Origin of the sequence: Streptomyces sp. NPDC005963, from assembly GCF_040638655.1 — a bacterium.
In the GTDB taxonomy this organism is placed as follows: Bacteria; Actinomycetota; Actinomycetes; order Streptomycetales; family Streptomycetaceae; genus Streptomyces.
In genome coordinates this window covers 94,432-119,082 of record NZ_JBEXVD010000006.1, presented here as the reverse complement: position 1 = coordinate 119,082, position 24,651 = coordinate 94,432, and the positions used below count along the sequence as shown (strand labels likewise).

The following is a 24,651-nucleotide window of genomic DNA, read 5'->3' as shown; positions in this document are numbered from 1 at the left end:
CCCATGCAGTTCGGCCGGACCTACGAAGAGTTCACCGTCGGCGACGTGTACAAGCACTGGCCCGGAAAGACGGTCACCGAGTACGACGACCACCTGTTCTGTCTGCTCACGATGAACCACCACCCGCTCCACATGGATGCGCACTTCGCCGAGCACTCGACCGACTTCGGGAAGAACGTCGTCGTGGGGAACTACGTCTACTCGCTGCTGTTGGGGATGTCCGTACCGGACGTCTCCGGCAAGGCGATCGCCAATCTGGAGATCGAGTCGTTGCGGCACGTGGCCCCCACCTTCCACGGGGACACGATCTACGGCGAGACGACCGTCCTCGGCAAGACGCCATCGAAGTCCAAGACGGACCGCGGGATCGTCGCGGTGGAGACCCGCGGCTACAAGCAGGACGGCACCCTCGTGTGCGTCTTCCGCCGCAAGGTGATGGTCCCCACCGAGGCGTACGTCAAGGAGCGCGGCGGGGAGCAGCCCGGCCGTCCCGTGCCCGTCTCCCCCCTCGACAAGCCCGCGGCCCCCGCCGAGAAGACGGAGAAGTGACGCCATGAGCCGACTCGCCCAGACGCACGGGCTCACCGACGTCCAGGAAGAGATCCTGGCGACGGTCCGCGACTTCGTCGACAAGGAGATTCTTCCCGTTGCGACGGAATTGGAGCACCGGGACGAGTACCCGCAGCAGATCGTCGAGGGTCTGAAGGACCTCGGGCTCTTCGGGCTGATGATCCCCGAGGAGTACGGCGGCCTGGGCGAGTCACTGCTCACGTACGCACTGTGCGTGGAGGAGATCGCCCGGGGCTGGATGTCCGTTTCGGGGATCATCAACACCCACTTCATCGTGGCGTACATGATCAAGCAGCACGGCACCGAGGAGCAGAAGGCGACCTTCCTGCCCCGCATGGCGTTGGGTGAGGTGCGCGGTGCGTTCTCCATGTCGGAACCGGCACTGGGTTCCGATGTGTCGGCCATCACGTCGAAGGCGGTGCGCGACGGCGACGACTATCTGCTGACCGGGCAGAAGATGTGGCTGACGAACGGCGGTACGTCGTCCCTGGTGGCCGTTTTGGTGCGCAGTGACGAAGGACACCCGGCCGGCACGGCGCCGCACAAGTCGATGACGACCTTCCTGGTGGAGAAGGAGCCCGGCTTCGGCGATGTCCGTCCGGGGCTGACGATCCCGGGGAAGATCGACAAGATGGGGTACAAGGGCGTCGACACCACCGAGATGATCATGGACGGGCTGCGCCTGCCTGCGGATCGCGTGTTGGGAGGGGCCACCGGCCGGGGTTTCTACCAGATGATGGACGGGGTCGAGGTCGGCCGGGTCAATGTCGCGGCGCGTGGTTGCGGAGTCGCCCAGCGCGCATTCGAGCTGGGGATCTCCTACGCACAACAGCGGAACACCTTCGGCAAGCCGATCGCCCAGCACCAGGCGATTCAGTTCAAACTGGCTGAAATGGCAACCAAGGTCGAAGCCGCCCATGCGATGATGGTGAACGCAGCACGCAAAAAGGACTCTGGGGAACGAAACGACCTAGAGGCCGGAATGGCGAAGTACCTCGCCTCGGAGTACTGCAAGGAAGTCGTCGAGGACGCCTTCCGCATCCACGGCGGGTACGGCTTCTCCAAGGAGTACGAGATCGAGCGCCTCTACCGCGAGGCGCCCATGTTGCTCATCGGTGAAGGCACTGCTGAGATTCAAAAAATGATCATTGGCCGTCGACTGCTTGAGGAGTACCGATTCCAGGGGTGATTGTCGCTTTTGGGTTGATTCGTTCGCAAACAAGATCACACCTGATCAACACGTTTCGATCGTCGACTCGACTGCTGGCTTTCCCAGTTGCGGCTCCCAACCGATAGCATCGACGGAAAGCCGCCATCCCCGTTGCCAGCGCGGCCTCATCCGCTACGAAGGTCATCCATGCCCCACAGCCAAACCTCTGCACCTCGCGGCCGTGTCCGCCTCGCACGCGGAGCATCGCCGTGGCTTCTGCCGACCGTCGCCACTGCCGCACTCAGCCTGGCCCGTGCGCGCCGTTCCCGGCGTGCCGCAGCCATCGCCGTGCCCACCACCGCGCTTGCGGCGGGGATGCTGTGGTTCTTCCGCGACCCCGAGCGTGAGATCACCCAGGGAAGGGTCATCTCACCTGCCGACGGTGTGGTGCAGAGCATCATGCCGTGGAAGGACGGCCGCACCCGCGTCGCGATCTTCATGAGCCCGCTCAACGTTCATGTCAACCGCGCGCCGCTGGCCGGCACGGTGACGTCCGTCGAGCACGTCCCCGGCGGCTTCGTCCCCGCGTTCAACAAGGAGAGCGAGAACAACGAACGCGTTGTCTGGCACTTCGACACCGAACTCGGTGACATCGAGATGGTGCAGATCGCGGGGGCCGTGGCCCGACGCATCGTGCCGTACGTGCCCCAGGGCACCAAGGTCGAGCAAGGCGATCGGATCGGTCTGATCCGCTTCGGGTCACGCGTCGACATCTACCTTCCCGAAGGTGTCGACGTCGCGGTCGAAGTCGGGCAGACCACGACCGCGGGGGTGACTCGCATTGACCGTGATTGATCCAGAAACACAGGCCGGCTGGGTCGCCGATGCGGAGGACGAGGACGACGCGGAGGAGATGCCGCTCTCACTGCGGCTCTCGATAGCGGACACCCTCACACTCGGCAATGCGACCTGCGGATTCATGGCGGTGTACTTCACCACCACCGGAATCCTCATCCCGCACCTCACCGGCAGCCAGGAATCGGGTATGGCGCGGCACAGTGCCGCGACCGCCGTGATCCTGATGCTGTTGGCCGCAATCTTCGACCTCTTCGACGGGCTGGTGGCGCGCAAGCTGCGCAGCTCGCCGATGGGTGCGGAGCTGGACAACCTCTCGGACCTGATCAGCTTCGGTCTGGCCCCGGCCTACTTCGTGCTCGTGTACGGCATGGTCGCGGAGGACGCGCATCCACAGGTCTCGGCGGTAGCCGCGATCGTGGTGCTCCTGGCGGTGGTGCTACGGCTTGCGCGGTTCTCGTGCGTGACGATGAAGGACGGCATGTTCCAGGGGATGCCCAGTCCCTTCGGCGCACTCACCGTCGTCTCCATCGTCCTGCTGGAGCTTCCGTTCATTCCGACACTGCTGGCGATCATCGGTACGGCGTGGCTGATGGTGAGCCGCGTCGAGTACCCGAAGCCGCGGGGAGTCCTCGCGGTGGCGATGCTCGGCTGGATAGTGTCCGCGATGGGGCTGCTGGCCGCATGGGCCTTCGACGCCCCGGGCGGGCATCTGCTGCTCCAGACGGGCTGCGCGCTCCAGGTGGTGCTCGGTGCGGTGATACCGCTCTTCGCCACCGCACGGCGGGTCAACACCTTCCGTGACAATCGCCGAGAGGCGCGGGCGGCACAGCACCTCTAGAGCGATCTCTGAACAGAGGGTGAGGGCTCGGACACCACGGGTGTCCGGGCCCTCAGTCGTTGTCCTCATGCGTTGTCCTCGACCGTGTCGGCCATGGGTGCGGGACCGGCTCACGGGGCTGGGGCGCGTTGTCGCCCTGCGGGTGATGGCGGCGCTGGGCCCGCCACTCCGAGGGGGCGAAATGGGCTCGCGACCCCTTGGGACCCTGCGTACGCTCGCCGCATGACTCTCGTGGCCATCCTCAGCGGCGCCGGCATATCCACGGACTCGGGCATCCCCGACTACCGCGGACCCGACGGGCTGTGGCGGCGCGATCCTCAGGCCCAGAAGCTCGTCGAGTACGACTCGTACATGGCGGACCCCGAGATCCGAAGGCGGTCCTGGTTGATGCGCCGCGACAGCAGCACCTGGCAGGCGAAGCCGAATGTCGCGCACCGGGCCGTGGCCGGGATGGAGGGGCGTCCCGGGCTCGCCGTACGGGTGATCACCCAGAACGTCGACGGTCTCCACCAGCAGGCGGGAACGCCAGAGCGCAAGGTGTTGGAGCTGCACGGTTCGGCGCGTTCCGTCGTCTGCACCCGCTGTGGGGCGCGTTCGACGATGGCGCAGGCGTTGGAGCGGGTGGCCGCGGGCGAGGAGGATCCCGCGTGTCTGGCGTGTGGGGGGATCCTGAAGTCCGCGACAGTGATGTTCGGCCAGTCCCTCGACCCCTCGGTGTTGGCCGCGGCGATGGCCATCGCCAAGGCCAGTGAGGTGTTCATCGCGGTCGGCACCACGCTTCAGGTGCAACCGGCGGCCTCCCTGGTCGGGTTGGCCGTCGAGCACGGGGCGCGGCTGTGGATCGTGAACGCCGAACCGACGCCGTACGACGCGTTGGCGCACGACGTCATCCGCGAGCCGATCGGAACCTCACTCCCCCGGCTGCTGGAGCAGTTGGGCTGATCGCCCGCTGCTCGTGGGGCCGATGCGGGCACCCGGTGGTGCCCGCATCGGCCGCCGGAGCGGATCGCCGGCCCCACGAGGTCAGAAGAGGGAGTCCTCCGGGGTGCCCGACTCGAAGTTCAACAGCTGTTGCTTGCGCCCGAGCCCGCCCCCGTAGCCGGTGAGGTTCCCGGTGGATCCGATCACCCGATGACAGGGCACGATGATCCCGACCGGGTTCTTCCCGTTGGCGAGACCCACGGCCCGCGAGGCGTTGGCGTTGCCCAACTCCTCCGCCAGTTCGCCGTAGGTACGAGTCTGTCCGTACGGAATGGCCAACAACCGCTGCCAGACACTGCGTTGGAAGGGCGTTCCGTTGAGGTGCATCGGCAGGTCGAACTCGGTGAGTTCACGGGCGAAGTACGCCTCCAGCTGCCGGATGGTCTCGGCGAAGGGCTCGTCATCGCGTTCGCCGAAGGTCTCCTGGGCGGGACGGTGTCGTTGTTCGGTCATGTACAGGCCGCTCAGCACCCCGTCGGTCGCCACCAGGGTCAGCGGACCGTAGGGGCTGTCGATGGTCGTGTGCGCTCTGGTCATGGTGTCTTCCTCGTGTTCCACGGTGGTTCGTCTCCCGCAGCTTCGCGTCTCATGCGGCTTCGCGGGCCTCATGTGGGGAGGTGGTTGATGGGGTGGTCGTCGGTGGCCCAGAGGTACTGGACGGCGTAGGCGCGCCAGGGACGCCAGGCCGCGGCGTGGGCGGTGAGGGCCGCCGGGGTGGCGGGCAGGCCGAGGTCGGCAGCCGCCCGCCGCATCCCGAGGTCGCCGGGGAGGAAGGCGTCGGGATCGCCGAGTGCGCGCATGGCGATCACTTCGACCGTCCAGGGGCCGAAGCCGGGCAGTGCGAACAGCCGGGCTCGGGCCTCGTCCCAGTCGCTGTCGATCCCCAGCCGGAGGGAGCCGTCGACCAGGGCTCCGACGAGTGTGGTGAGGGTGGTGCGCCTGCTGCGGGGCAGGGCGAGGGCTTCGGGGTCGAGACCGGCCAGGGCCTCGGGGGTCGGAAAGAGGTGGGTCAGCCCGCCCTCGGGATCCTCGATCGGCTCGCCGTGGGCGGTGACCAGCCGGGCCGCGTGGGTGCGGGCCGCGGCCGTCGACACCTGCTGTCCGAGCACGGCTCGGACCGCGAACTCGGCCGCGTCCACGGTCCGCGGCACCCGCCGCCCCGGGGCCTTGTCGACGAGCGGGGCGAGAACGGGATCGGTACGCAGTTGGTCGTCGACGGCGACGGGGTCCGCGTCGAGGTCCAGCAGCCAGCGGCAGCGGCTGATGGCGATCCTCAGATCGCGGGAGTCGGTGAGGGAGAGCCGGCAGGCGATGTGGTCGGGGCGGGGCGACAGGGAGACGATGCCCTGGCCGTGGGGCAGGCGCAGGGTGCGCCGATAGGCCCCGTCCCGCCACTCTTCCACGCCGGGGACGGCGGTTGCGGCGAGGTGGCCGAAGAGGTTGTCGGGGTTGAGGGGGGCGCGGAACGGCAGCCGTAGGGAAATCACTCCGGGGGTGGGGGAGGCCCCGCGGGCATCACCGGCACGTCGGACGGCGCGCGTGCGCAGCTCTCCCGGTGTGAGGGCGAAGACCTCGCGCACGGTGTCGTTGAAGGAGCGGATGGAGGCGAATCCGGCGGCGAAGGCGACCTCCGCCATGGGGAGGGCGGTGGTCTCGATCAGCACGCGTGCGGTCTGGGCGCGTTGCGCCCGGGCGAGTGCGAGGGGGCCCGCGCCGAGTTCGGCGTTGAGTTGCCGCTCGATCTGGCGGGTGGAGTAGCCGAGCCGGGTCGCGAGCCCCGGTACGCCCTCGCGGTCCACGACGCCGTCGCCGATCAGGCGCATGGCGCGGGCGACGGTGTCGGCGCGGGCGTTCCATTCGGGCGAGCCGGGGCTGGTGTCGGGCCGGCACCGCTTGCAGGCGCGGAATCCCGCCTGCTGACAGGCGGCTGCGCTGGGGTAGAAGGTCATGTTCTGGACCTTCGGCGGTACGGCGGGGCAGCTGGGGCGGCAGTAGATCCGGGTGGTGAGCACGGCAGTGAAGAACCAGCCGTCGAAGCGGGCGTCCTTCGACTGGACGGCGCGTACGCAGCGCTCGGTGTCGGTGTGCATGACTCCAGCATCGGTCACGGGAGGGGCCGGCGGCTGGCGAGAAAACGACATGGACCTTCGACTGCCTGGGACAGCGCTGCCATCGGGCCCGTGTTCCGCTGTCGTACGCGCTGGCGGGGTCGGTTGCTGCGGGCGCAGGGAGCGCCCGTACGCGAAGGGCCCGGGCGTACGCTCCTTCCCATGGTTGACACGGTACCCACGGCCGATGCGGGCGGTCTGCGGGAGCGCAAGAAGCAGCAGATGTACCGGCGGCTCTCGGACACCGCCATCGCCCTCTTCGTGGAGCGCGGCTTCGAGGGGGTGACCGTCGCCGAAGTGGCGGCGGTCGTCGAGGTCTCCAAGCCGACCCTGTTCCGGTACTTCCCGACGAAGGAGGACCTGGTGCTGCATCGGCTGGCCGACCACGAGGGGGAGGCCGCCCGGGTGGTGGCGGGTCGGGGGGCGGGCAGTTCGGCACTGGAGGCGCTGCGCGAGCACTTCCTGGCGGGATTGGAACGGCGCGACCCGGTGACCGGTCTGAACGATGCTCCCGAGGTGCTCGCCTTCCACCGGCTGCTCTACGGGACGCCGTCGCTGCTGGCCCGACTCCATGCCCATGTGGAGCGGGACGAGGCCGCTCTGGCCGCCGCCCTGAACGGAGGGCCCGCGGGTCTTCCACGGCACCTGGCGGCGGGGCAGATCGTGGCGGTCCGTCGCATCCTGGCCCAGGAGAACTGGCGGCGGATCTTGGCGGGGGCGAGCGCGGACGAGCTCCGGCCCGAGGCGGTGGCCGCCGCCGATGCGGCGTTCACCCAGTTGGAGAGCGGCTTGGCCCATCTTGAGTGACCGCCCATCGAGTGGGCATACGACTTAACCAGGTTAAAAATGTTACCCAGTTAACTTTTGTGGACTACGCTGCCGGGATGACGCATCCCGACGCAGCCGACCCCGACCCCCTCGACCGGGAGCGCGCCCACCACGACCGGTGCCGCGCCGCGCTCGGCGCGATGACCGACCACGCCCACCAACAGGTGGTCATCGGTGAGAACGCCTCGGCATCCGGTGCGGACGCCGAGGTGCTCGGATATCAACTGCGGACCAGGGTCCAAGAGCTGCGGGCCGTTCCACCGGGGCCGCTGTTCTTCGGGCGCCTCGACTTCGCCCGAGCGACCTCCACGGCGGGCGAACACGCCGGCCAGAGCTACCACATCGGCCGACTGCGCATCGCCCCCCACCCCGGCGAACCGCCCCTGGTCCTGGACTGGCGCGCACCCGTCTCACGCGCCTTCTACCAGGCAGGTCCGCACGATGCTCAGGGCGTCGCCGTCCGCAGGAGGTTCGGTTGGCGCCCCGGAAGCCTGGGGGAATCCACCGATCTGACCGGCTGGGAGGACGAGCGCCTGCTCGCCGGTGACACGCGTACGAGCACCCTGCTCACCGAGGAGATCGAGCGCCCCCGGATCGGGCCGATGCGGGACATCGCCGCCACCATCCAGCCCGAACAGGACCACCTCGTACGGCGGGAACTCGGCGCGTCCCTGTGTGTGCAAGGCGCGCCCGGCACCGGGAAGACCGCCGTGGGACTCCACCGCGCCGCCTATCTGCTCTACACCTACCCACAGCGCATCCAGCGCGGCGGAATGCTCGTGCTCGGTCCCCATCCCGCGTTCCTCGACCACGTGCGCGAGGTGTTGCCCGCACTCGGCGAACACGAGGTGCGGCACTCCACGCTCACGGACGAGATCGCCCGCGGTCCGGTACGCGCCCACGACACCGAAGCGGCGGCGGTCGTCAAGCACGACGTCCGCATGGCGTCCGTCCTGCGGCGCGCGCTGTACTCCCGGGTCCGGCCCGAGCGCTCCGATGGCCTGGTGCTGACGGACGGCTCGGCCCGGTGGCGCGTCGCACCGGAGGACGTGGCGCACTGTGTGCGGGACACCCTGTCCGAGGAACTCCCCTACGCCGCGGGACGGGAACGGGTGCGGACGCGAATCGTGCACCACGTACAGCAACAGGCGGAGCGACGCGGTGGGCCCCGCACTTCCGCATGGGTGCAGAAGGCGACCAGATCACGTGCCCTCACCGCGCTCCTCGACGCGGTGTGGCCCACGGCCCGGCCTGAAACGGTGCTCGCCGAGTTGCTGAGCTCGCCGACGGCACTGGAGCGGGCAGCTGATGACCTTCTGAACCAGGAGGAACGAGACGCACTCCGCTGGGCGCACCCCCCGCGTTCGGCCGGGTCGGCGCGCTGGTCCGAAGCGGACGCGGTGCTCCTCGACGAGCTCGCCGGCCTGATCGAACGTCCCCGGGGCTATGGGCACATCGTCGTCGACGAGGCCCAGGACCTGTCCCCCATGGAGTGCCGCGCCATCGCCCGCCGGTGTGCCTTCGGCTCGCTGACCGTGCTCGGCGACCTCGCCCAGGGCACCACCGTGTGGGCTGCCCGCGACTGGAGCAGCACCCTGACCCATCTGGGACGACCGCACGCCCAACTGGTGGTGCTGAACACCGGGTTCCGGGTCCCCCGGGCGGTCGCCGAACTCGCGAACCTCCTGCTCACACGGCTCGATGTGGCGGTGCCACCCATCCGCTCGCTGCGTCGGGACGGCGAGGTGCGGATCGAGCGCACCCATCACACCGAGACCGGCAAGACCGGCGAGACCACCCTGGGCGCCACGGTGGAGGCCGTACGAACTGCGCTGCTCCGGGAGGGTTCCATCGCCGTCATCGCGGCGGACGCCGAGGTGGGTGCGGTGCACCGGGCGCTCATGGCGGCCGGTGTTCTCGTGGCACAACCCGGTGCGCGGTCGGCCAGGGTGAGCCTGCTGTCGGCCTCGGCGGTCAAGGGGATGGAGTACGACCATGTGGTGGTGGTCGAACCGGCCGCCATCGCGGCGGCAGAACAACGCGGACTGCAACGCCTCTACGTGGTGGTGACCCGTGCGGTATCGCGGCTGCACATCGTCCATGCCCGGCCGCTGCCCTTCGCCCTTCCCGACCCGCATTGACAACGTGACCGGCACCGTGACCGGCACCGGCACGGTCGTCAGCGGCGCAGTGTGCGCCACACCGCCTTGGCGGCGTTGTGACCCGACATGCCATGGACACCGGGGCCGGGCCAGGTCGCCGACGAGCACAGGAACACCGCCGGATGCCGGGTGGCGTAGGGGAAGAGGGTGGGTCCCGGGCGCAGCAGCAGCCCCAGTCCGCCCGTGGTGCCACAGGCGATGTCGCCGCCGACGTAGTTGGCGTTGCGCGCAGCGAGTTGCGGCGGTCCGGCGGTGGCCCGGGCCAGCACCCGGTCGCGGAACCCCGGTGCGAAGCGCTCGATCTGCCGCTCGACCGCGTCCGTGAGGTCCCCGTCCCAACCGTGGGGGACATGACCGTACGCCCAGAACACCTGTCGGCCCTCCGGGGCGCGGGACGGGTCGACCAGGCTGGGCTGTGCGGTGATCAGGAACGGTGTACGCGGTGGGGTTCCGCTCACGGCCTGGTTCAGCGCGCCCCCGATCTCGGCGCTGGACGGGCCGATCTGTACGGTGCCCGCTCGGCGTGGCTCCTGCGCGGTCCACGGCACCGGCCCGTCCAGGGCGTAGTCGATCTTGAAGGCTCCGGCGCCGTACCGGTACCGGTCGAAGGCGCGGCCCAGCCCTGCGATGCGTGCCAGTGCGGTGGGCGAGGTGTCGAAGACGTACGCCCGGGCGGGAGGCAGGTCGTCGAGCCGCTTGACCTCGAAGCCGGTGTGTACCGTGCCACCGAGGTCTTCGAGATAGGCCGTGAGCGCATCGGAGATGGATTGCGAGCCGCCCCGCGCCAGTGGCCAACCCCTGTCGTGTGCGGCGAGGGCGAACAGCAGGCCCACACCGCTGGTGGCCACGCCGTTCAGCGGGGCGATGACATGGGCCACCAGGCCCGCGATCAGCGCCCGCGCACGGTCGTCCTGGAAGCGCCGCATCAGCCAGGTGTACGGGGTGAGACCCACACTGCCGAACCGGGCCAGGTGGAGGGGGTGGCGCGGCAGCGTGGTCAGCGGCAGGGCCATGAAGTCCTGGGCCAGCGTGTCCCAACGCCCGAGGAAGGGGGCCATGAGTCGGCGGTACGTTCCCGCGTCGCGCGGGCCGAACGACGCGGCCGTCTCGGCGACGGAACGGGAGAGCACGGCGGCGGTGCCGTCGTCGAAGGGGTGTGCCATCGGCAGTTCGGGGTGCAGCCACTCCAGCCCGTACCGTGCCAGGGGCATCCGCCCGAAGGCCGGGGACCCGATGCCGAGCGGATGCACCGCCGAACACGGGTCGTGCCGGAATCCGGGCAGGGTCAGCTCTTCGGTGCGGGCACCGCCCCCCACGGTGTCCCGGGCTTCGAAGACCTCGACGGAGAATCCTCGGCGGGCCAGTTCGACGGCGGCGGTCAGTCCGTTGGGGCCCGCCCCCACGACCACGGCATCGAGCATCGACGGCACGTTAGGGCTCCTTCGTCAGACGACGGCAGGCCACCAGGGTATTCCGCCGGGGGTCGACGGTCGGGGACCGGTACGCGGCGGGCTGCTGACGTCGGTCACCGGCGCTGCGGGGAGGGCTCATCCGGGCCGGCACCACAGGGCCTTCCAGGTGCTTCGGTGCGGTTGCCCACGAGGGGAGAAGGTGGCCCGCCTCGGTCACCTCCTATGACGGCGACGGACCGTCTTGCTCACGGGACTTGTGCCACTCGCGCGCGAGGAGTCCGTAGACGACGTCGTCGTCGCGTGTTCCGTTGGGGAAGATCACTGCTTCGCGCAGCAAGCCCTCCTCGGTGAACCCCAGCCGATGGGCTACGGCGCGGCTGCGCGCATTGTCGGTGCCGGTCCGCAGTTCGACACGGTCCAGGCCGATGTGGCCGAACGCCTGGTCCAGGACGGCGGTGGCGGCTCTGGTGACCAGCCCCCGGCCTTCGAAGGCGGCGTCGATCCAGTAGCCGATCTCGCCGGTCTTCATGGCCGTGTCGAAGTTCAAGCTGACCACTCCGACCAGTTGCCAGTCTCGGCCCGCCCGCACCGCGATGGAGAGGGGCAACCGCGTTCCCTCGGCCCATGCACGGCCTTGGCGCTCCAGGCGTGCGCGCGTCTCGTCGAGCGTCGTCGGGTTCTCGGCGTCGAAGTCCGGGTCCCACTGCGCGAGGCGCTCGTAGTTGGCCATCAGCAGGGCCTGGTGAGCCTCCGCGATCGCGACCGTACGCGGTATCAGCGCCGCGTCGCGACCGATCGGGCAGGTGAACATGGCAGGGATGACCGTCGACACTCGTTCTCCCGGGCTGGTGGGGGTGGTGCACAAGCCTCGGTAGTCGTCGCGGGGCGGTCAACCGGATTTCGACGCGGTGCGGCGATCCGGCCACGGCGTGTTGTCGAAGGATCGTTCGACTTCGGTGCTACCCCGATGCCAGGAGACCGCGGACCCGCTCCGCGACCGCGGCGGACCGTGCGGCGGTGAAGGGCAGGACGTTGCTTCCGCCGATCCTGAACCGCTCGCCCGCAAGGGTCAGATGCGCTCCCCCCGCCTCCTCCACCAGCAGCAGCCCTGCCGCGTGGTCCCACGCCTGCTCCCAGGAGAAGGCCACGGCGTCGAGGTCTCCGCGGGCCACCGCCAGATACTCCAGTCCTGCCGAGCCGCACGGTCGAGCCTCGACGCCTTCGGTGTACAGGCCGAGGAGCGCCCGCTTCTGGACGTCGTTGGTGTAGTCGGGGTGGGACGTGGCCACCCGGAGCGCGGCACCGGGTGCAGGCTCGCCCGGGCTCAGGGCCACGCCGTTGAGCCGGGCGCCCCGCCCTCGTACCGCGATCGCCAGCTCCTCGCGCACGGGTGCAAAGGTCCAGGAGGCGAACACTTCACCGCGGACGGCGAGGGCGACCAGGGTGCAGAACCCGGGCTCCCCGCGGACGAACTGGCGGGTTCCGTCGACCGGATCGACGATCCACACGGGAGCGTCACCGTGGAGGGCTTCGTACACCGTCGGGTCGGCGTGCACGGCTTCCTCACCGACGACGACGGAGCCGGGCAGGATCGCGGTGAGGGAGGCCGTCAGATGTTCTTCGGCGTTGCGGTCGGCGACCGTCACGAGGTCGTGCGGACCGTTCTTCTCGACGATCTCGTGTGTGGCGAGCTGCCGGTAACGCGGCATGATCTCGGCAGCCGCGGCCTTGCGAATCGCCTCTTCGACAACGGACAGGTCCCCAGCGAGAAAATCATCGATCATAGGACCAGCTAAGCATGAGCGCTGGAGGTCTCGACGCCGGGTCTGCTCGGAGGGCCCGCACCGAGCGGAGCGCGGGTAGCCCGCTCCTGACGTCAGTCGAAACCCTCCGGCGCCCTGTCGGCGGCCTCGCGTATCTCTTTGATGAGTTCCTCGTCGCTCAATTGAGGGGGTGGGGCCGGAGCTGAGCCCAGGAGTGTGTGGAGCGCGTCACGAAGTGATTCGGAAGCATCCCGGTCGTTTTCCGAAGCGTGGTCTCGCCCGACTTCACTCATGACTCAGCCCCATGCGGATAACGGTGCAGAACAGGTTGGCTCGACAAGCATATGCAGAACTCATTGAGCCTCACTTGCACCCTGGCAAGGTTCCCTTTGGATATCTTCTGGTAAATACCGCAGAGGTGACGCCGCCCGTGCCCCGCCAAGATTGCCGGCCGACCCGATCTTTGGCAAGGGTGTCATCTGATCTCACCCGCCGCTGATCTCCTCGCCTCAATTTCGTATTGCTCGCCCGTTTACGTGGCGAACCCTGAACTCAGAAGGGAAAAGGGACAGAACACACCCTTTCCCTCACCTCCGGTTAGGCCCCGACCGCTGGGCGGGTCCTTCCGTCCGCCGTTGGGTCGTCGGGGGTTGAAGCCCGCCGTCCGACGCCTCCGTGGCTGACCGGATTCGGCACGGCGATCGGGCTCGACGGACTCCTGCACCGGACGTGGCAACGGTCGACCACGACGCCGTGGTCGACCGCATACGACTGCACCGGGTGGGCGATCCGCCATCCGACGAAGGGAGGAGGCACGGTCTCCAGATCAACTGCCGCTGCCGTACCGAGGGTGCCGATCGCATCACCCCAAGGCTTTGCCAGGTGACACCGGCGTGCTCAGGAGGTGCGGGACGTTACCCGCGGCCGGGGGCGAAGGCTCAACCCGAGCCGTCCTCTCGCAAGGGGGCGCCGAGGCCACCGAGCCGGTCACGGAGGATCCGGAGCGCTCGCGAGGTGGAACTTCGGACGGTGGCGGCGGAGCAGTCCATGATCCGCGCGACGTCCTCGATGCTGAGGTCCTCCCAGTAGCGTAAGTAAACAAGGCTGCGCTGCCGGACGGACAGGGCTGACAACGCCTTCAGGAGGACCAGCCGGTCCCCGACCCGTGTTGTGTCCTCCGGTTCCGGCACCGGTTCGGGCACGGAGTCCTGGAGCAGCTCGCGGGTCCAGCGGTGTCTGCGTCGTTCATCGATGAACAACCGCACCATCACCGTGCGGGTGTAGGTACACAGAGCGTCGTGGCGTTCCAGCCGCTCCCAGCTCCGGTAGAGGGCGATCAACGTCTGCTGCACAAGATCGTCTGCGGCAAACCAGTCCCCCACCAGCACAAAGGCGTTGCGTCTCAGTGTCGGGCGAGCCCCCACGACGTACCGTGCGAAGCCTTCCTTACACGCCTCGTCCAATCCGTTCACCCCCGTTGAAAAAAGTTCCTTCGTCTCAACGAACAGCGTCCTGACCCTTCCAACACGTGTAGAGGTCTGGAGGCGATCGTAAGGGTCGGAAATCCGGGCCCGCGCGGCGCCCAACGGAGTCAAACACGTCGTCTGCACTCTCGCTAGTGGTCCCAAAGCAACATGTTTTGCAAATGTTCCAGCCATGGTGCGAAGCGGAGTTACACCGTCCAGAACAAGGGATTTCCTGTTGCGGTCTCAACAGATGCGAATTGAAAGAGGTCTCGGCGACCCGGCCGGATTTCCGATCACCGAGGAGGGTGAGGAATGACGACACTCCAGTCGACGCCGCAGGGGAGCGCGGTTCCCGACTCCCTGCGCCGGATCGGACAACTGGTGTCGCCGTACGGGCTGGTGTCACGGCTCACCTGGCTGCCGGTCACCGAGGGGGAACCCGACTTCGCGGTCTACACGGGGTCGCTCGGCAACCCGGGAGCCGTCTTCGCCACACAGACGGAGTGGAAGCACGAAGCCTCCTCCGGCAACTTCGACGGGGCCGGCGGCGCCCTCGACCGCGAGACGGCGGCGCACCTCGCGACCGCGGAATCGCTGGAACGGTACTCGTCCTGCGCCTGGTCTCCCGAGGACATGATCTGGGCGACCGCCGAGGAACTCGGCGAGGACGCCATTCCCCCCTGGGAATGGCCGAACCTCTCGCCCACCGAACTCGCCGATCCCCGGTGCGGGCTGGTGCCCACCGACCCGCGGATGCCACTGCGCTGGGTGGAGGGCTGGTCCTTCGCACGCGGCCGGAAGGTGTACGTACCGGCGGTCCTGGTCTATTTGAAGTGCACACCGGAGTCGATCTCCGAACGCTTCGTGCACCCCGTCTCCACGGGCTGCGCCACCCACGCGGACCCGCTGGCCGCGGTGGCCAACGGCTTGACGGAGGTCGTCGAACGGGACTCGATCGCGCTGACCTGGCTCCAACAACTACGGCTTCCCCGCATCGAGTTCAAAGCCTCGGACCTCGCCCCTGAGCATCGGGCGTTCGTCGAGCGGGCGGCCAACGAGAACATCCGCACGCTCCTCTTCGACGCCACCACGGATCTGGGCATCCCGGTCATCTACGGTGTGCAACTCGCCGACCACGACGCGGACCTCGCCCAACTCGTCGTCGCCACCTGTGACACCGACCCCGGCAAGGCCATCGCCAAGCTGCACCGCGAAGCCGCCTCACTGCGCATCGCGCTCCGCTCCCACGCGAGCCGCCACACGAACCCGGCCGACCAGCACGACATCGTCAGTGTGATCGGCGGAGCCCTGCTCGCCGGCAAGCCCGCACAGCGCGGACGCTTTGACTTCCTGTTGGAAGGCGAACGCCCCGTACGGCGCTTCGCCGATCTTCCGCGGCCCCGACCGGGCGCGGAAGAGCTGCCCTGGCTGTTGGAACGGCTCTCCCGGGCGGGGTGCGAAACCGTGGTCGTCGACATCACGACCGACGAAGCCCGCCAGGTGGGGGCGACCGTCGTACGGGTGATGGTGCCCCAGTTGATGCCCCTCTCCTTCGCCCACCGGGCCCGCTACCTCGGTCATCCCCGGCTCTACGACGCCCCTCGCGCCATGGGGCACCCGGTGCACGACGAGGCCGGCATCAATCCCAATCCGCAGCCCTTCGCCTGAGGTGGGTGTCATGAACCGTCAACTCCTTCTCCTTGCCTCGGGCGCGTTCGGCAAGGACGTCGCACAACGCTTCGAAAGCGGCTCGGAGGCATACCCGCACCACGTGACCGTGGTGGAGATCGACAACGGAACGCATCCGAGCCTCTGGCCACGCGCCGATCTGATCGTGGTGGCGACCGCCCAGGAGCGACCCCGCATCAACGAGGCCACGGACCGGGCGGCGTTCGCCTGGGGCACCCCCTGGTTCGGGGTGCACACCACCTCAACCGAGGTGGTGTGCGGACCCGTGGTGATTCCCGGTCGGACGGCCTGCCACCAGTGCTACGAGCGGCGACGCGACCAGCACAAGCGGACCGAGCACAGCACCGCGGACCCGGGCGACCGCCATCCGACCGGCTATCCGGTGCACCACGTGGGAGTGGCCGCCGCCTTCGCCCGGCAGGCGGTCGACGAGGCACTGCGCCCGCCGGAGGACGAGGAGGCGATCGGCGCGACCGTGCGGAAGTTCGACCAGATATCCGGTGCCACCAGCAGGACCACCGTCACCGCGGTCAATCGATGTACGCGATGTCGTACCGCGGCAACCAGCACCGACCTCTGGAGTCGGCTCGCCGCGATCGACGAAGGGCGGACAGTGTGAACGACCGATCCATGATGACGGCCGAGACCGTGGGCTCCGCCGCCCGGTTCGACCCCCAGCTGCGGATTCCCCATCGGCCGCGGTTGCGCAGGGGCCTCGTGGTGAGTGCCGAGGCCGACCAGGTGGTGGTGACGGGCCCACCCAAGAAGCAGTTGTTCCGCGGGAGATCCGCCACCGAGATGCTGCCCCGGCTGCTCGACCTCCTCGACGGCGAACGCACCCACGGTGTGTTGGCGACAGAGCTCGGAATGCCCGAAGAAGTCGTGTTCAAGGCGCTCTCGCTACTGTGGACCTGCGGTGTGATCGAAGAAGGCCCACCCCGGGATGCGCCGGCGGAAGCCGTCACGGACATCGACGACCGCCTCGCCGACTATCTGTCCCGGGTGGGCAGCGCAACCGAGGTGAACCCGTGTTGGGAGCAGGCCGCCGCCCGGCTGCACCACGCCCACATCGAGCTCTTCGGCGACCCGACGCTGTGCGCCCTGCTGCGGGCCGAACTCGGCGGTTCCATGCCGGTCGCCCTGGGCATCGGCAGCGCCCCCACCGAACGGGCGACCCTCGTGGTCTGGGCCGACGCCGGTGGGGACAGGAGTGCTGCCGGCAGCGAACGGCATGTCCTCGCCGACCACTGTTGGGACAAGGGCGTCCCCTTGTTGCGACTGGGCGTGCACGGTCGGCGCGCAGCCCTCGGTCCCCTGGTCGACCCCAGGTCAACGCCCTGCCTCGACTGCCTCACCGCCGTCGACGAGCAGGGGGACGACGACCGTGCCCCCGTCGACGGTGACCGCCATCTCGCCGCCTCCCTGTTCGCCCGCGATGTGTTCTCCGTGGTCTCCCGGACCACACCCTCCCCGCTCCCGATGCGCTGGCGACTGCTGGACCTGGAAACCCTCAGCCAGCGGGACACCTCATCGGCGACCCGGCCCGGCTGTCGACGCTGCTCCGTGTCACAAGGGCCGCCGGTGGAACAAGCCGCGCCGGCCACGCGGTTCGAGGCGTCGGTCGCCATGCCGCCGAAGGAGTTCGCCGACATCAAGGCGCACCAGATGCACTACAAGCCGTCGAACCTGGCGCTCCAGCGGGTGTCGCGCACCTGGCCGGTTGCCCCCGCCATCGCCCTTCCGCAGCCGGACCACGACCGGCTCGGCGCCTCGGGCGCACCACCGCAGACCGCTCCCGGGCTCGACACCCTGTCATTGCTGCTGTCGGTCACCGCTGGGATCAAGGCCGACTACCCCGACAAGGTGGCCCGTTGGACGGCGAGCGGCGGCAACATCGGCTCGGTGACCGCGTACGCCGTCGTCCGTGACGTACCGGGCATCGTCCCCGGCATCTACGGCTACGTCCCGGCCGAGCACCGGCTCGCCCGGCTCTCCTCGCGCGCCGATGCGATCCCCGGTGACCGGCCGCTCAGCATCGTGTTGACCGGCGACTTCCCGAAGGTCGCCCGCAAGTACTCCGCGTTCGCACTGCGGATCGTGCTGCTCGACAGCGGATGCGCCCAGGCCACCGCCCGCGAGGCCGCGCACGTCCTCGGCATCGGCTTCGCGCTGCGTCCGCGCTGGGACGACGACTCCATCGCGGCGAGCCTCGGCATCAACCCCGACATGGAACCGATCACGGCCGTCATCGATCTGGGAGGCGCCCCATGAGCAGCCCGCACGACCTCGCTGCGGAACTCCTCACCGCCTTCCGGGCACCGGCCCCCGCCACCGTGGACGCGCCCGCTCCCGGGCGCCCCGAACCCCTGCCGCCCGTACCGTTGGGGCCGCCCGTCCGCTTCGCCGCCGGGCGTCGGGACAGGGCACCGCTGCTCAACGTGTTGCAGCAGCGGCGTTCCATCCGGTTCTTCGACCCCGGGGCGATCGAAGCCCCGCTCGTGGCGGACGTGACCGCACGGGGCATCGAGGCGGACCGCAGGACCTGGCCGGAGGAGTCACAACGGCTACCGCTCCAGGTGAACGTCGTGGCCTTCAGGCTCGCCGGTCTTGAGCCCGGCATGTACGGCCTGGACACGGTCAGCGGGGCGGCGCGCTCTTTCGTCCCGGTCGCACCGCTGCCGGAGGGCGAAGACCTGCACAGCATGACCGTGCAGCGGGAGTTCTGCGACTCAGCGGCCATCATCTCCCTCGCCGCCGACCTCGACCTGGCCAGCGACCTCTACGGCGCCCACGGCTATCGAACCCTGATGACCCGAACCTCGGCAGCCGCCTACACGATGTGGCTCGACGCCGTGGCCCTCGGGCTCGTCGGGACCGTCTTCGCGGGGTTCATCCCCGCCTCCGTACGACTGCCGCTGCGCAGTGACGGGGCCAGCAGGCACCAGCTCTTCGCCCTGGCCCTGGGCGGTGCGCCCGTACCGCCCCCTATAGCTCCGGAGCCGACCGGCGACCGGTGATCCAAGTACCAAGGCAGTAGAAGGAAGTGATCCGATGACCGACGCCAACGCGTGGGAACTCGACCTCCACAGCGTCGACCTGGGCGACGACCTGTCCGTCGAGTACGTCCCCGAAGGCGTGGCGCTGGCCACCTACAGCACCACCTCCAGCGCGACCACGGCCAGCTGCCCCATCAGCAGCGCGTCGACCGTCATGACCGCCGCCTCCGCGGGCTGAGACCGGCCCGCCCGGAAGAACGGAAGCAGACCATGCCCGAACTTGAGCTCTACGTCCTCGACGACATCCTCGACGACTCCTTGGAGCTGGAGACGCTGGCGGAGGGCAACGCCCTCGCGTCGGTCTCCACGGCGGGAACGGCCAGCTCGGCGTCCTGCCCGGTGACCACCGCCTCCTCCTTCACCTCCTTCTCCACCTACACCTGACAGGCCCGGCGCGGCCGTGCCGCGCCTCCCATCCAGCACCCCGTTCGAAGGGAAGACGATCCATGGACCACAACGAGGACGCATTCGACCTCTACGCCCTGGACGGCGACATGACCGTCGAGGAGCTGCCGCAGGGCAACGCCCTGGGCTGCTGGTTCACCGCCGCCACGGCTTCGACGGCCTCCTGCCCGGCGACCTCGGCCTCCTGCGTCGGTACCGCCTCGACCTTCGGCTGACCGTCCTCACACGGTCACGACCGCTCTGAAGAAGGGACGTCCTCCATGGGCGAGAACACCACCGAAAAGGTCATCGACCTGTACGTCACGGAAGACGAGCTCCTCGTGGAAGAACTGCCGCAGGGCAACGCCCTCGGCTCCTTCTCCACCGCCACATCGGCGAGCTCCTTCTCCTGCCCGGTCAGCTCGGCCAGCAGCGCCACCACGGCCTCCTGCGTCGGCTGATCCGTTCCGTCCACTTCGAACCCACGGAAGAGGTGACACCTCATGAACGAACTGCAAGTCGAGCCGTACGTGTTCGACCTGTACGCCCTGGAGGGCGAACTGTCCGTCGAGGAGCTGCCGCAGGGCAACGCCCTCGGCTCGTTCTCCACGGCGACGTCCGCCGCGTGTCTGTCCTGTCCGGTCAGCTCGGCCAGCAGCGCCACCACGGCTTCGACGTACGGGTGACCGGACCCGGCAGGCGGTGCCATCAGGGCTGACACCGTTTCGGCACCCGCCCGCCGGGCTCGGTTCCTCCCTTCCAGCGGCGCCTTCACCGGCGCCGCTGGAAGGCGGCCAACGCATTTCGAAGCATCGTGCACGAAGGGCCCGGGGTCAACGTCTCGCGGCGCGCTGCGCCCAGGTCGGGCCCGCGGCGTCCAGGAGTACAGGAGAGGTAGAGAAAGTGATCAGTTCGCCACCCAAGCTCCGAGACGAGCTGGAGGTCATCCGCGGAATGGACGACATCCCGCTGATCTTCGATCCGGTCACCGGGAACTACCATCGCATCACGCGCGCCGGCGAAGTGGTGCTCACCTATCTGGACGGCACCCGTACCCGTGAGGACCTGGTCGCCCTCCTGTCCCGCGCCGACGAGGCCCGTGCCGAGGCGTTGTCCCGGCAGATCGACACCTTCCTCGCCGCCCTGGACAAGAGCGGACTCCTCGAAGGCTCCGCACCCCCCGACAAGCCCCAGGACACCGGGCGCGTCCGCACCTCGATGCTGATGCCCCGGATCGTCCTCACCCGCTCGCTGCCCCGGCTGCTCGAACCCGTGGCCGTCGTCCTGCGGGCGGTGCCCGCGAAGCTGCTGGTCCTGATCACCAGCCTCCTCGCACTCGTGGGGTACTCGTTCGGCTTCCACACCCTCTTCACGGCCATGCCACCGGCGAAGGACATCGCAGGGCCCGCGTTCCTGATCGCCACCGGCGTGATGCTCCTGTGCGTGTTCCTGCACGAGACCGCCCACGCCCTGGTCGCCCAGATACTGGGAACACCGGTGCGCGGGCTGGGAGTCGCGCTGCTCTTCTACTTCATGCCGGTCGCCTACGTCGACCGGACGGACGCCTATCGCTTCCGTGGGCGCGCGGGCCGGGTCGTCCTGGCCATGGCCGGGATCCTCAGCGACGGGGTGTTCTGCGGACTCTCGGGCGTGGTCGCCCTGAACTCCGACGGGCTGCTGCGGGACACCGCCGCACTGTTGTTGGGGATGCAACTGCTGATGCTGATCGTCAACCTCAACCCGTTGATGCCGAGCGACGGTTACACCGCGATCGAAGCGGCCACCGGTCTCACCAACGCCAGGGGCCGCGCGTTCTCGCTGCTGCGCCACGCCGTTCGTCGTCAGGAACTCCCCGCGCACCTCGCCCATCTCAGCACGGCCGCCCGGCGCGGCCATATGACGTACGGGGTGTTCTCCGTGGTCTACGTGTGCCTCCTCGCGTACGCCATGTTCCACGCCGTCCCGGTGACCGTGGACCTCTCCCTCTCGGCGGTGGGCCGATGACCTCCTTCATCGTCTCCCCATTGGTGCTGACCCGGGTGGCGGGCCTGCCGTCCGAGGCGCTCGATCTGGTCACCCCCGCCACCCGCAAGCTGTTGGCCGAGCACGGCACCGCAGCGGAACGCCTGGGCACCCTCGCGCCCGAACTCACCGACGTACTGTTCGCGCTGGTCCCCGGGCTCGACGACGACGTACCGCTGCGCCGGAAGGTCCTCGCCGCCAAGCGGTCGGTCAACCGTCTGGACCCACTGCCGTGGGACGCGGACGTACGACGGCGCGTGGCCGAGCGGCTGACGGTCGACTCCGCCCGGCTGCTGGACGACTGGTGCCGACTCGTCGACGAACAGCACGCTTTGATAAGGCAGTTGGGGGCTCAGCTCGCCCAGGACCGGGAGCAAGCGGTCGAGGCGCTGCACCGGGCCCTCGTACCGGGCGGGGACCCCGCGGGCGGCGTGGAGGGGTGCGGGTTCGCCGAATCCCTGGCGATCGCCGCCCCGGACTGGGTCCGCCACCGCGACCGCAAGGCACGGTCGGCGAAGAAGCTCAAGACGCTGTACTCGTACGTCGCGCGCGCCGCCGTCAAGACGAGCCCCTTCTCCGGTCTGACGAGCGTCGGTGAAGCGGGGACTCAGGGGCAGGGCCGTGGGCTGAGCCGCACCTCCGCTACCACGGCCTATCTGGCACTGCGCCGACTGGCGCACGACCCGGCGACGGCCGGTCTGCTGCGCTACCGGGTCGCGCCGGTCCATCCCGGTACCGCCACCGAACCCGATGGGCTCCTCCTCCACAGCGAGGTGACCATCACCGAGGGCGTCGTGTGGCGCAACGACCGGGTGGTCGAAGCGGACCACGCGCTGTCGCCGTTGACCGGGCTCGCGTCCGCCACCACGTTTGCCGAACTCCTCGAAGCCGTCGGCGGCGAACGACCCTTCACCCGGTTCCTCCGGCTGCTCGACGCCGGCATCCTCCAACCCGTGCCGCCCTGGGCCAAGGGCGAGCCGCCGTTCACAGCACTGGCCGCGTTGTTGGCGGACGGCGAGACCATCTCCCCGATCCCGCACCACGACCTGTCGCTGGCGCACCGCCTCGGCGAGGGGGCGAGCAGGGCGGACACCGAGGGCCGGATCGTCGCAGCCAACGAACTGCGGGACCTCACCGCCGACTGGAACGACCACCGGGACCGGGGTGAGCGCAAACCGAGCGGCCTGATCTACGAGGACCGGGAGAGCGGTCTCGACCTGCCCGACCCGTTGGGCGTGCCCGAGGTCCGGGAGGACCTCGCGGCCCTGGGCGAGCGGGTGCGTCCCCACCTCTTCCGGTCCCACCTCTACGACTTCCTGCTGGAGAGCTTCACCGCGGAGTTCGGCGCCGGCGGGGTCTGCCGCGATCCGTTGGGATTCCTGATGCGACTCACCGTCGACCGGGACTCCAATCCACCGTTGGAACGGGCACTGTTCGCCGATATGACGAGCCGTCAGAACCCTGGGGACCGCGCCTGGCTCCCGGTCGGGCCCACCAGCGCCCCACCGAACGCGGGTGTCTTCTTCCAGATCGAGGCCGCGAGCCGGACGGATGCCGAGGCGGGTCGCCACCGGCTCGTCGTCAACCAGTACGGGGCCGGCACCGGTGCCCTGTTCAGCCGCTTCAGCGGGCTGCTGGGCGACGGGTTCCGCGACCGTCTCACCGGTTACCTCCAGCGCTGCTGGCCCGATGTGTCCTGCCGCGAAATGGTGGTGTGGACCGACTGCAACACCGTGCAGTCGGAGTGCGGCGGGCTCCTGCCCCCGTTGGTGTTGCCGGGCGAGGTCGAGGCCCGGAACGGGACCACCCTGGACGAGCTCGCGCTCGTCCACGACGCCCGCACCGACACACTGTCCCTCTTCGACCGCAACGGCGACCCGGTCGGACTCGCCTATCTGGGGCTCATCCCCCAACACCTGCTCCAGTCGTACGTCCGACTGCTCGCGATACTCGCCGACCCCTGGGTCAACGGTTCGCCGCACTCCGACTACACGATGACGAAGGCGCACGAGCTGGGACCGCTCTGCGGCGACGGCGTGGGGGAACTGCCGCGCATCACCGACGGCCCCGGCGGCCGGTTGATCACCCGCAGGGCGTCCTGGATCGTGCCGGCGTCGGCGATCCCGGGCCCGGAGGGCGGTGATGTGGACGAGGCGGCCCTAGCCGTCCGGCTCGACGCCTTCCGGCGCGAACACGGCATACCCGAGGAGGTCTTCGTCCACCAACTCGGCAGCCCCGGTGGCGCACTCGGGATGATGGCCGACCGAAAGCCACTGTGGGTCTCCATGGCCTCCCCGCTCTCGGTGGGGGTCCTGCACCACTGGCTCAGCCCGCAGACCAGCCACCTACGGCTCGTGGAGGTGCTCCCCGAGCGTTCCCTGCACACCCAGCGCGACGTCCTCGGCCGGCCCCGGGTCACCGAGCACGTGGCCCTGCTGGCCTGGCCGGAGGAGAACCGATGACCCTGACCCAGGACCGGGCCGGACGCATGGGCGAGGCACAACAGACCGACTGGTGGTACGTCCGCGCCTATCCCGGCGACCAGGACTCCATGGACGAGGCCACCCGGGTGCTGCTCCCCTGGCTGGCCGACCGGGCGTCCGACGAGGACGCCTCAGCGTGGTTCTTCACCCGCTACTGGGACATGGGCGGCCATCATCTGCGGCTGCGCATCCAGTGCTCGGCCGACGGGATCGACCGCATCCACGAGCGCCTGCCCGAACTCGTCGCGCTCCTGCACACCCTGGACAGACCCGGCCCGGCCGAACGCCTCGTCCCGGGCTCGGTGCCCCAGGGACTCCCCCGGATCAAACAGGCCAGTTGCTGTCTGTACGCGCCGGAGCTGGCCAAGTACGGAGGAGCGCAGGGGGTGGCCAGGGCCGAGCACCTCTTCACCGCCTCCTGCCGGTGGTACCACGACCAGCGGATCGGCTCCCTGGCACCGCTGTACGAACGGGCGGCGCTGGCCGTCTCGTACATGAGGACGCTGATCGGGGCAGCCCTGCCGGACGCCTCGGCACGGACGGCCTTCTGGACCGTCCATCGCCGCCAGTGGGGACGGCAGTTGAGGATGGCGGCACCCGTCCAGGAGGAGCTGCGGGCGCTACTCTCCCGCGCGGCGAAGGGCACGGGGGAGGCCGCGCACCGGCTCGACGCACCGCTCCGGGAGAGCATGGAGAGACAGGTCGAGACGGTCGTGGGGACCCTCGAAGCGGCGGCGCTGGACGGGAACCCGGTGCCGCGGGAGTCCCTGCTCCTCAACTATCTGCACATGGACCTCAACCGCTGGGGATTCGTGCCCGCCGAGGAGAGCCTGCTCGGAGTGCTCGCGTCCGCGGAGTAGCCGAACGGACCCGGTGGATGT

25 protein-coding genes are annotated in these 24,651 nt (G+C 69.2%); 19 read left to right on the top strand and 6 right to left on the bottom strand.

Annotation, left to right across the window (positions count from 1 at the left end; translation table 11 throughout):
* Window positions 1–3 precede the first annotated feature (3 nt).
* The 5 genes from ABZ348_RS11840 to ABZ348_RS11820 all read left to right on the top strand — a co-directional run bounded on the left by ABZ348_RS11840 (window position 4) and on the right by ABZ348_RS11820 (window position 4,358).
* The gene (locus tag ABZ348_RS11840; protein WP_358931859.1) at window positions 4–549 is read left to right on the top strand and encodes a MaoC family dehydratase; all 546 of its coding nucleotides are present in this window, start codon (window positions 4–6) and stop codon (window positions 547–549) included.
* 4 nt (window positions 550–553) lie between these two features.
* Window positions 554–1,759 carry an acyl-CoA dehydrogenase family protein gene (locus ABZ348_RS11835; protein ID WP_358931858.1) on the top strand — a complete coding sequence of 402 codons (1,206 nt, stop codon included), beginning with the start codon at window positions 554–556 and terminating at the stop codon, window positions 1,757–1,759.
* Between the two features lie 168 nt (window positions 1,760–1,927).
* A complete protein-coding gene (locus tag ABZ348_RS11830; RefSeq protein WP_358931856.1) occupies window positions 1,928–2,575 on the top strand; it encodes a phosphatidylserine decarboxylase in 648 nt (215 codons plus the stop codon).
* Entirely contained in the window at window positions 2,562–3,416 is an 855-nt protein-coding gene (gene pssA, locus ABZ348_RS11825) for a CDP-diacylglycerol--serine O-phosphatidyltransferase (protein WP_358931854.1), read from the top strand. Before ABZ348_RS11830 ends, pssA begins: the two co-directional genes overlap by 14 nt.
* A gap of 222 nt (window positions 3,417–3,638) precedes the next feature.
* Window positions 3,639–4,358 carry a Sir2 family NAD-dependent protein deacetylase gene (locus ABZ348_RS11820; RefSeq protein ID WP_358931852.1) on the top strand — a complete coding sequence of 240 codons (720 nt, stop codon included), beginning with the start codon at window positions 3,639–3,641 and terminating at the stop codon, window positions 4,356–4,358.
* Window positions 4,359–4,439: 81 nt separating this feature from the next.
* Here ABZ348_RS11820 and ABZ348_RS11815 read toward each other — a convergent pair whose 3' ends face one another.
* Window positions 4,440–4,934: a methylated-DNA--[protein]-cysteine S-methyltransferase gene (locus ABZ348_RS11815; protein ID WP_358931850.1), complete on the bottom strand. Its 495-nt coding sequence runs from the start codon at window positions 4,932–4,934 to the stop codon at window positions 4,440–4,442.
* A gap of 68 nt (window positions 4,935–5,002) precedes the next feature.
* Window positions 5,003–6,487, bottom strand: a complete 1,485-nt coding sequence (locus ABZ348_RS11810; protein WP_358931848.1) for an AlkA N-terminal domain-containing protein — start codon at window positions 6,485–6,487, stop codon at window positions 5,003–5,005.
* A 180-nt stretch (window positions 6,488–6,667) separates the two neighbouring features.
* On the opposite strand from ABZ348_RS11810, the gene ABZ348_RS11805 reads away from it, so the two are divergent.
* Both ABZ348_RS11805 and ABZ348_RS11800 read left to right on the top strand, forming a co-directional pair.
* On the top strand, window positions 6,668–7,312 hold the full coding sequence (locus tag ABZ348_RS11805) for a TetR family transcriptional regulator (protein ID WP_358931846.1): 645 nt from the start codon (window positions 6,668–6,670) through the stop codon (window positions 7,310–7,312).
* A 77-nt stretch (window positions 7,313–7,389) separates the two neighbouring features.
* Entirely contained in the window at window positions 7,390–9,474 is a 2,085-nt protein-coding gene (locus ABZ348_RS11800; protein WP_358931845.1) for an AAA family ATPase, read from the top strand.
* A 38-nt stretch (window positions 9,475–9,512) separates the two neighbouring features.
* Here the strand turns inward: ABZ348_RS11800 and ABZ348_RS11795 are convergent, their stop codons facing one another.
* The 4 genes from ABZ348_RS11795 to ABZ348_RS11780 form a co-directional block, all read right to left on the bottom strand.
* On the bottom strand, window positions 9,513–10,925 hold the full coding sequence (locus ABZ348_RS11795) for an NAD(P)/FAD-dependent oxidoreductase (RefSeq protein WP_358931843.1): 1,413 nt from the start codon (window positions 10,923–10,925) through the stop codon (window positions 9,513–9,515).
* A gap of 202 nt (window positions 10,926–11,127) precedes the next feature.
* The gene (locus ABZ348_RS11790) at window positions 11,128–11,739 is read right to left on the bottom strand and encodes a GNAT family protein (RefSeq protein ID WP_358931841.1); all 612 of its coding nucleotides are present in this window, start codon (window positions 11,737–11,739) and stop codon (window positions 11,128–11,130) included.
* Window positions 11,740–11,866: 127 nt separating this feature from the next.
* A complete protein-coding gene (locus ABZ348_RS11785; protein WP_358931839.1) occupies window positions 11,867–12,691 on the bottom strand; it encodes an inositol monophosphatase family protein in 825 nt (274 codons plus the stop codon).
* Between the two features lie 917 nt (window positions 12,692–13,608).
* Window positions 13,609–14,133, bottom strand: coding sequence for a SigE family RNA polymerase sigma factor (locus ABZ348_RS11780; RefSeq protein ID WP_358931837.1), 525 nt, complete (start codon window positions 14,131–14,133; stop codon window positions 13,609–13,611).
* Window positions 14,134–14,448: 315 nt separating this feature from the next.
* Here ABZ348_RS11780 and ABZ348_RS11775 point away from each other — a divergent pair, with 315 nt between their 5' ends.
* The 12 genes from ABZ348_RS11775 to ABZ348_RS11720 all read left to right on the top strand — a co-directional run bounded on the left by ABZ348_RS11775 (window position 14,449) and on the right by ABZ348_RS11720 (window position 24,630).
* A complete protein-coding gene (locus tag ABZ348_RS11775) occupies window positions 14,449–15,804 on the top strand; it encodes a YcaO-like family protein (protein ID WP_358931835.1) in 1,356 nt (451 codons plus the stop codon).
* 10 nt (window positions 15,805–15,814) lie between these two features.
* Window positions 15,815–16,444, top strand: coding sequence for a TOMM precursor leader peptide-binding protein (locus ABZ348_RS11770; protein ID WP_358931833.1), 630 nt, complete (start codon window positions 15,815–15,817; stop codon window positions 16,442–16,444).
* Entirely contained in the window at window positions 16,441–18,096 is a 1,656-nt protein-coding gene (locus tag ABZ348_RS11765) for a hypothetical protein (protein WP_358931831.1), read from the top strand. Before ABZ348_RS11770 ends, ABZ348_RS11765 begins: the two co-directional genes overlap by 4 nt.
* Window positions 18,093–18,842, top strand: coding sequence for a nitroreductase family protein (locus ABZ348_RS11760; protein WP_358931829.1), 750 nt, complete (start codon window positions 18,093–18,095; stop codon window positions 18,840–18,842). Before ABZ348_RS11765 ends, ABZ348_RS11760 begins: the two co-directional genes overlap by 4 nt.
* A 34-nt stretch (window positions 18,843–18,876) precedes the next feature.
* Window positions 18,877–19,059, top strand: coding sequence for a thiocillin family RiPP (locus tag ABZ348_RS11755; RefSeq protein ID WP_358931828.1), 183 nt, complete (start codon window positions 18,877–18,879; stop codon window positions 19,057–19,059).
* A gap of 32 nt (window positions 19,060–19,091) precedes the next feature.
* The gene (locus tag ABZ348_RS11750; protein ID WP_358931826.1) at window positions 19,092–19,265 is read left to right on the top strand and encodes a thiocillin family RiPP; all 174 of its coding nucleotides are present in this window, start codon (window positions 19,092–19,094) and stop codon (window positions 19,263–19,265) included.
* 62 nt (window positions 19,266–19,327) lie between these two features.
* Window positions 19,328–19,501 (top strand): thiocillin family RiPP, encoded by a 174-nt coding sequence (locus tag ABZ348_RS11745; protein WP_358931824.1) that lies wholly within the window; start codon window positions 19,328–19,330, stop codon window positions 19,499–19,501.
* Window positions 19,502–19,546: 45 nt separating this feature from the next.
* A complete protein-coding gene (locus ABZ348_RS11740) occupies window positions 19,547–19,726 on the top strand; it encodes a thiocillin family RiPP (protein ID WP_358931822.1) in 180 nt (59 codons plus the stop codon).
* 42 nt (window positions 19,727–19,768) lie between these two features.
* A complete protein-coding gene (locus ABZ348_RS11735; protein WP_358931820.1) occupies window positions 19,769–19,951 on the top strand; it encodes a thiocillin family RiPP in 183 nt (60 codons plus the stop codon).
* A 217-nt stretch (window positions 19,952–20,168) separates the two neighbouring features.
* Window positions 20,169–21,269, top strand: coding sequence for a PqqD family peptide modification chaperone (locus ABZ348_RS11730; protein WP_358931818.1), 1,101 nt, complete (start codon window positions 20,169–20,171; stop codon window positions 21,267–21,269).
* Window positions 21,266–23,749, top strand: coding sequence for a hypothetical protein (locus ABZ348_RS11725; RefSeq protein ID WP_358931816.1), 2,484 nt, complete (start codon window positions 21,266–21,268; stop codon window positions 23,747–23,749). The genes ABZ348_RS11730 and ABZ348_RS11725 overlap by 4 nt, the downstream gene beginning before the upstream one ends.
* The gene (locus ABZ348_RS11720) at window positions 23,746–24,630 is read left to right on the top strand and encodes a lantibiotic dehydratase C-terminal domain-containing protein (protein ID WP_358931814.1); all 885 of its coding nucleotides are present in this window, start codon (window positions 23,746–23,748) and stop codon (window positions 24,628–24,630) included. The genes ABZ348_RS11725 and ABZ348_RS11720 overlap by 4 nt, the downstream gene beginning before the upstream one ends.
* Window positions 24,631–24,651 lie beyond the last annotated feature (21 nt).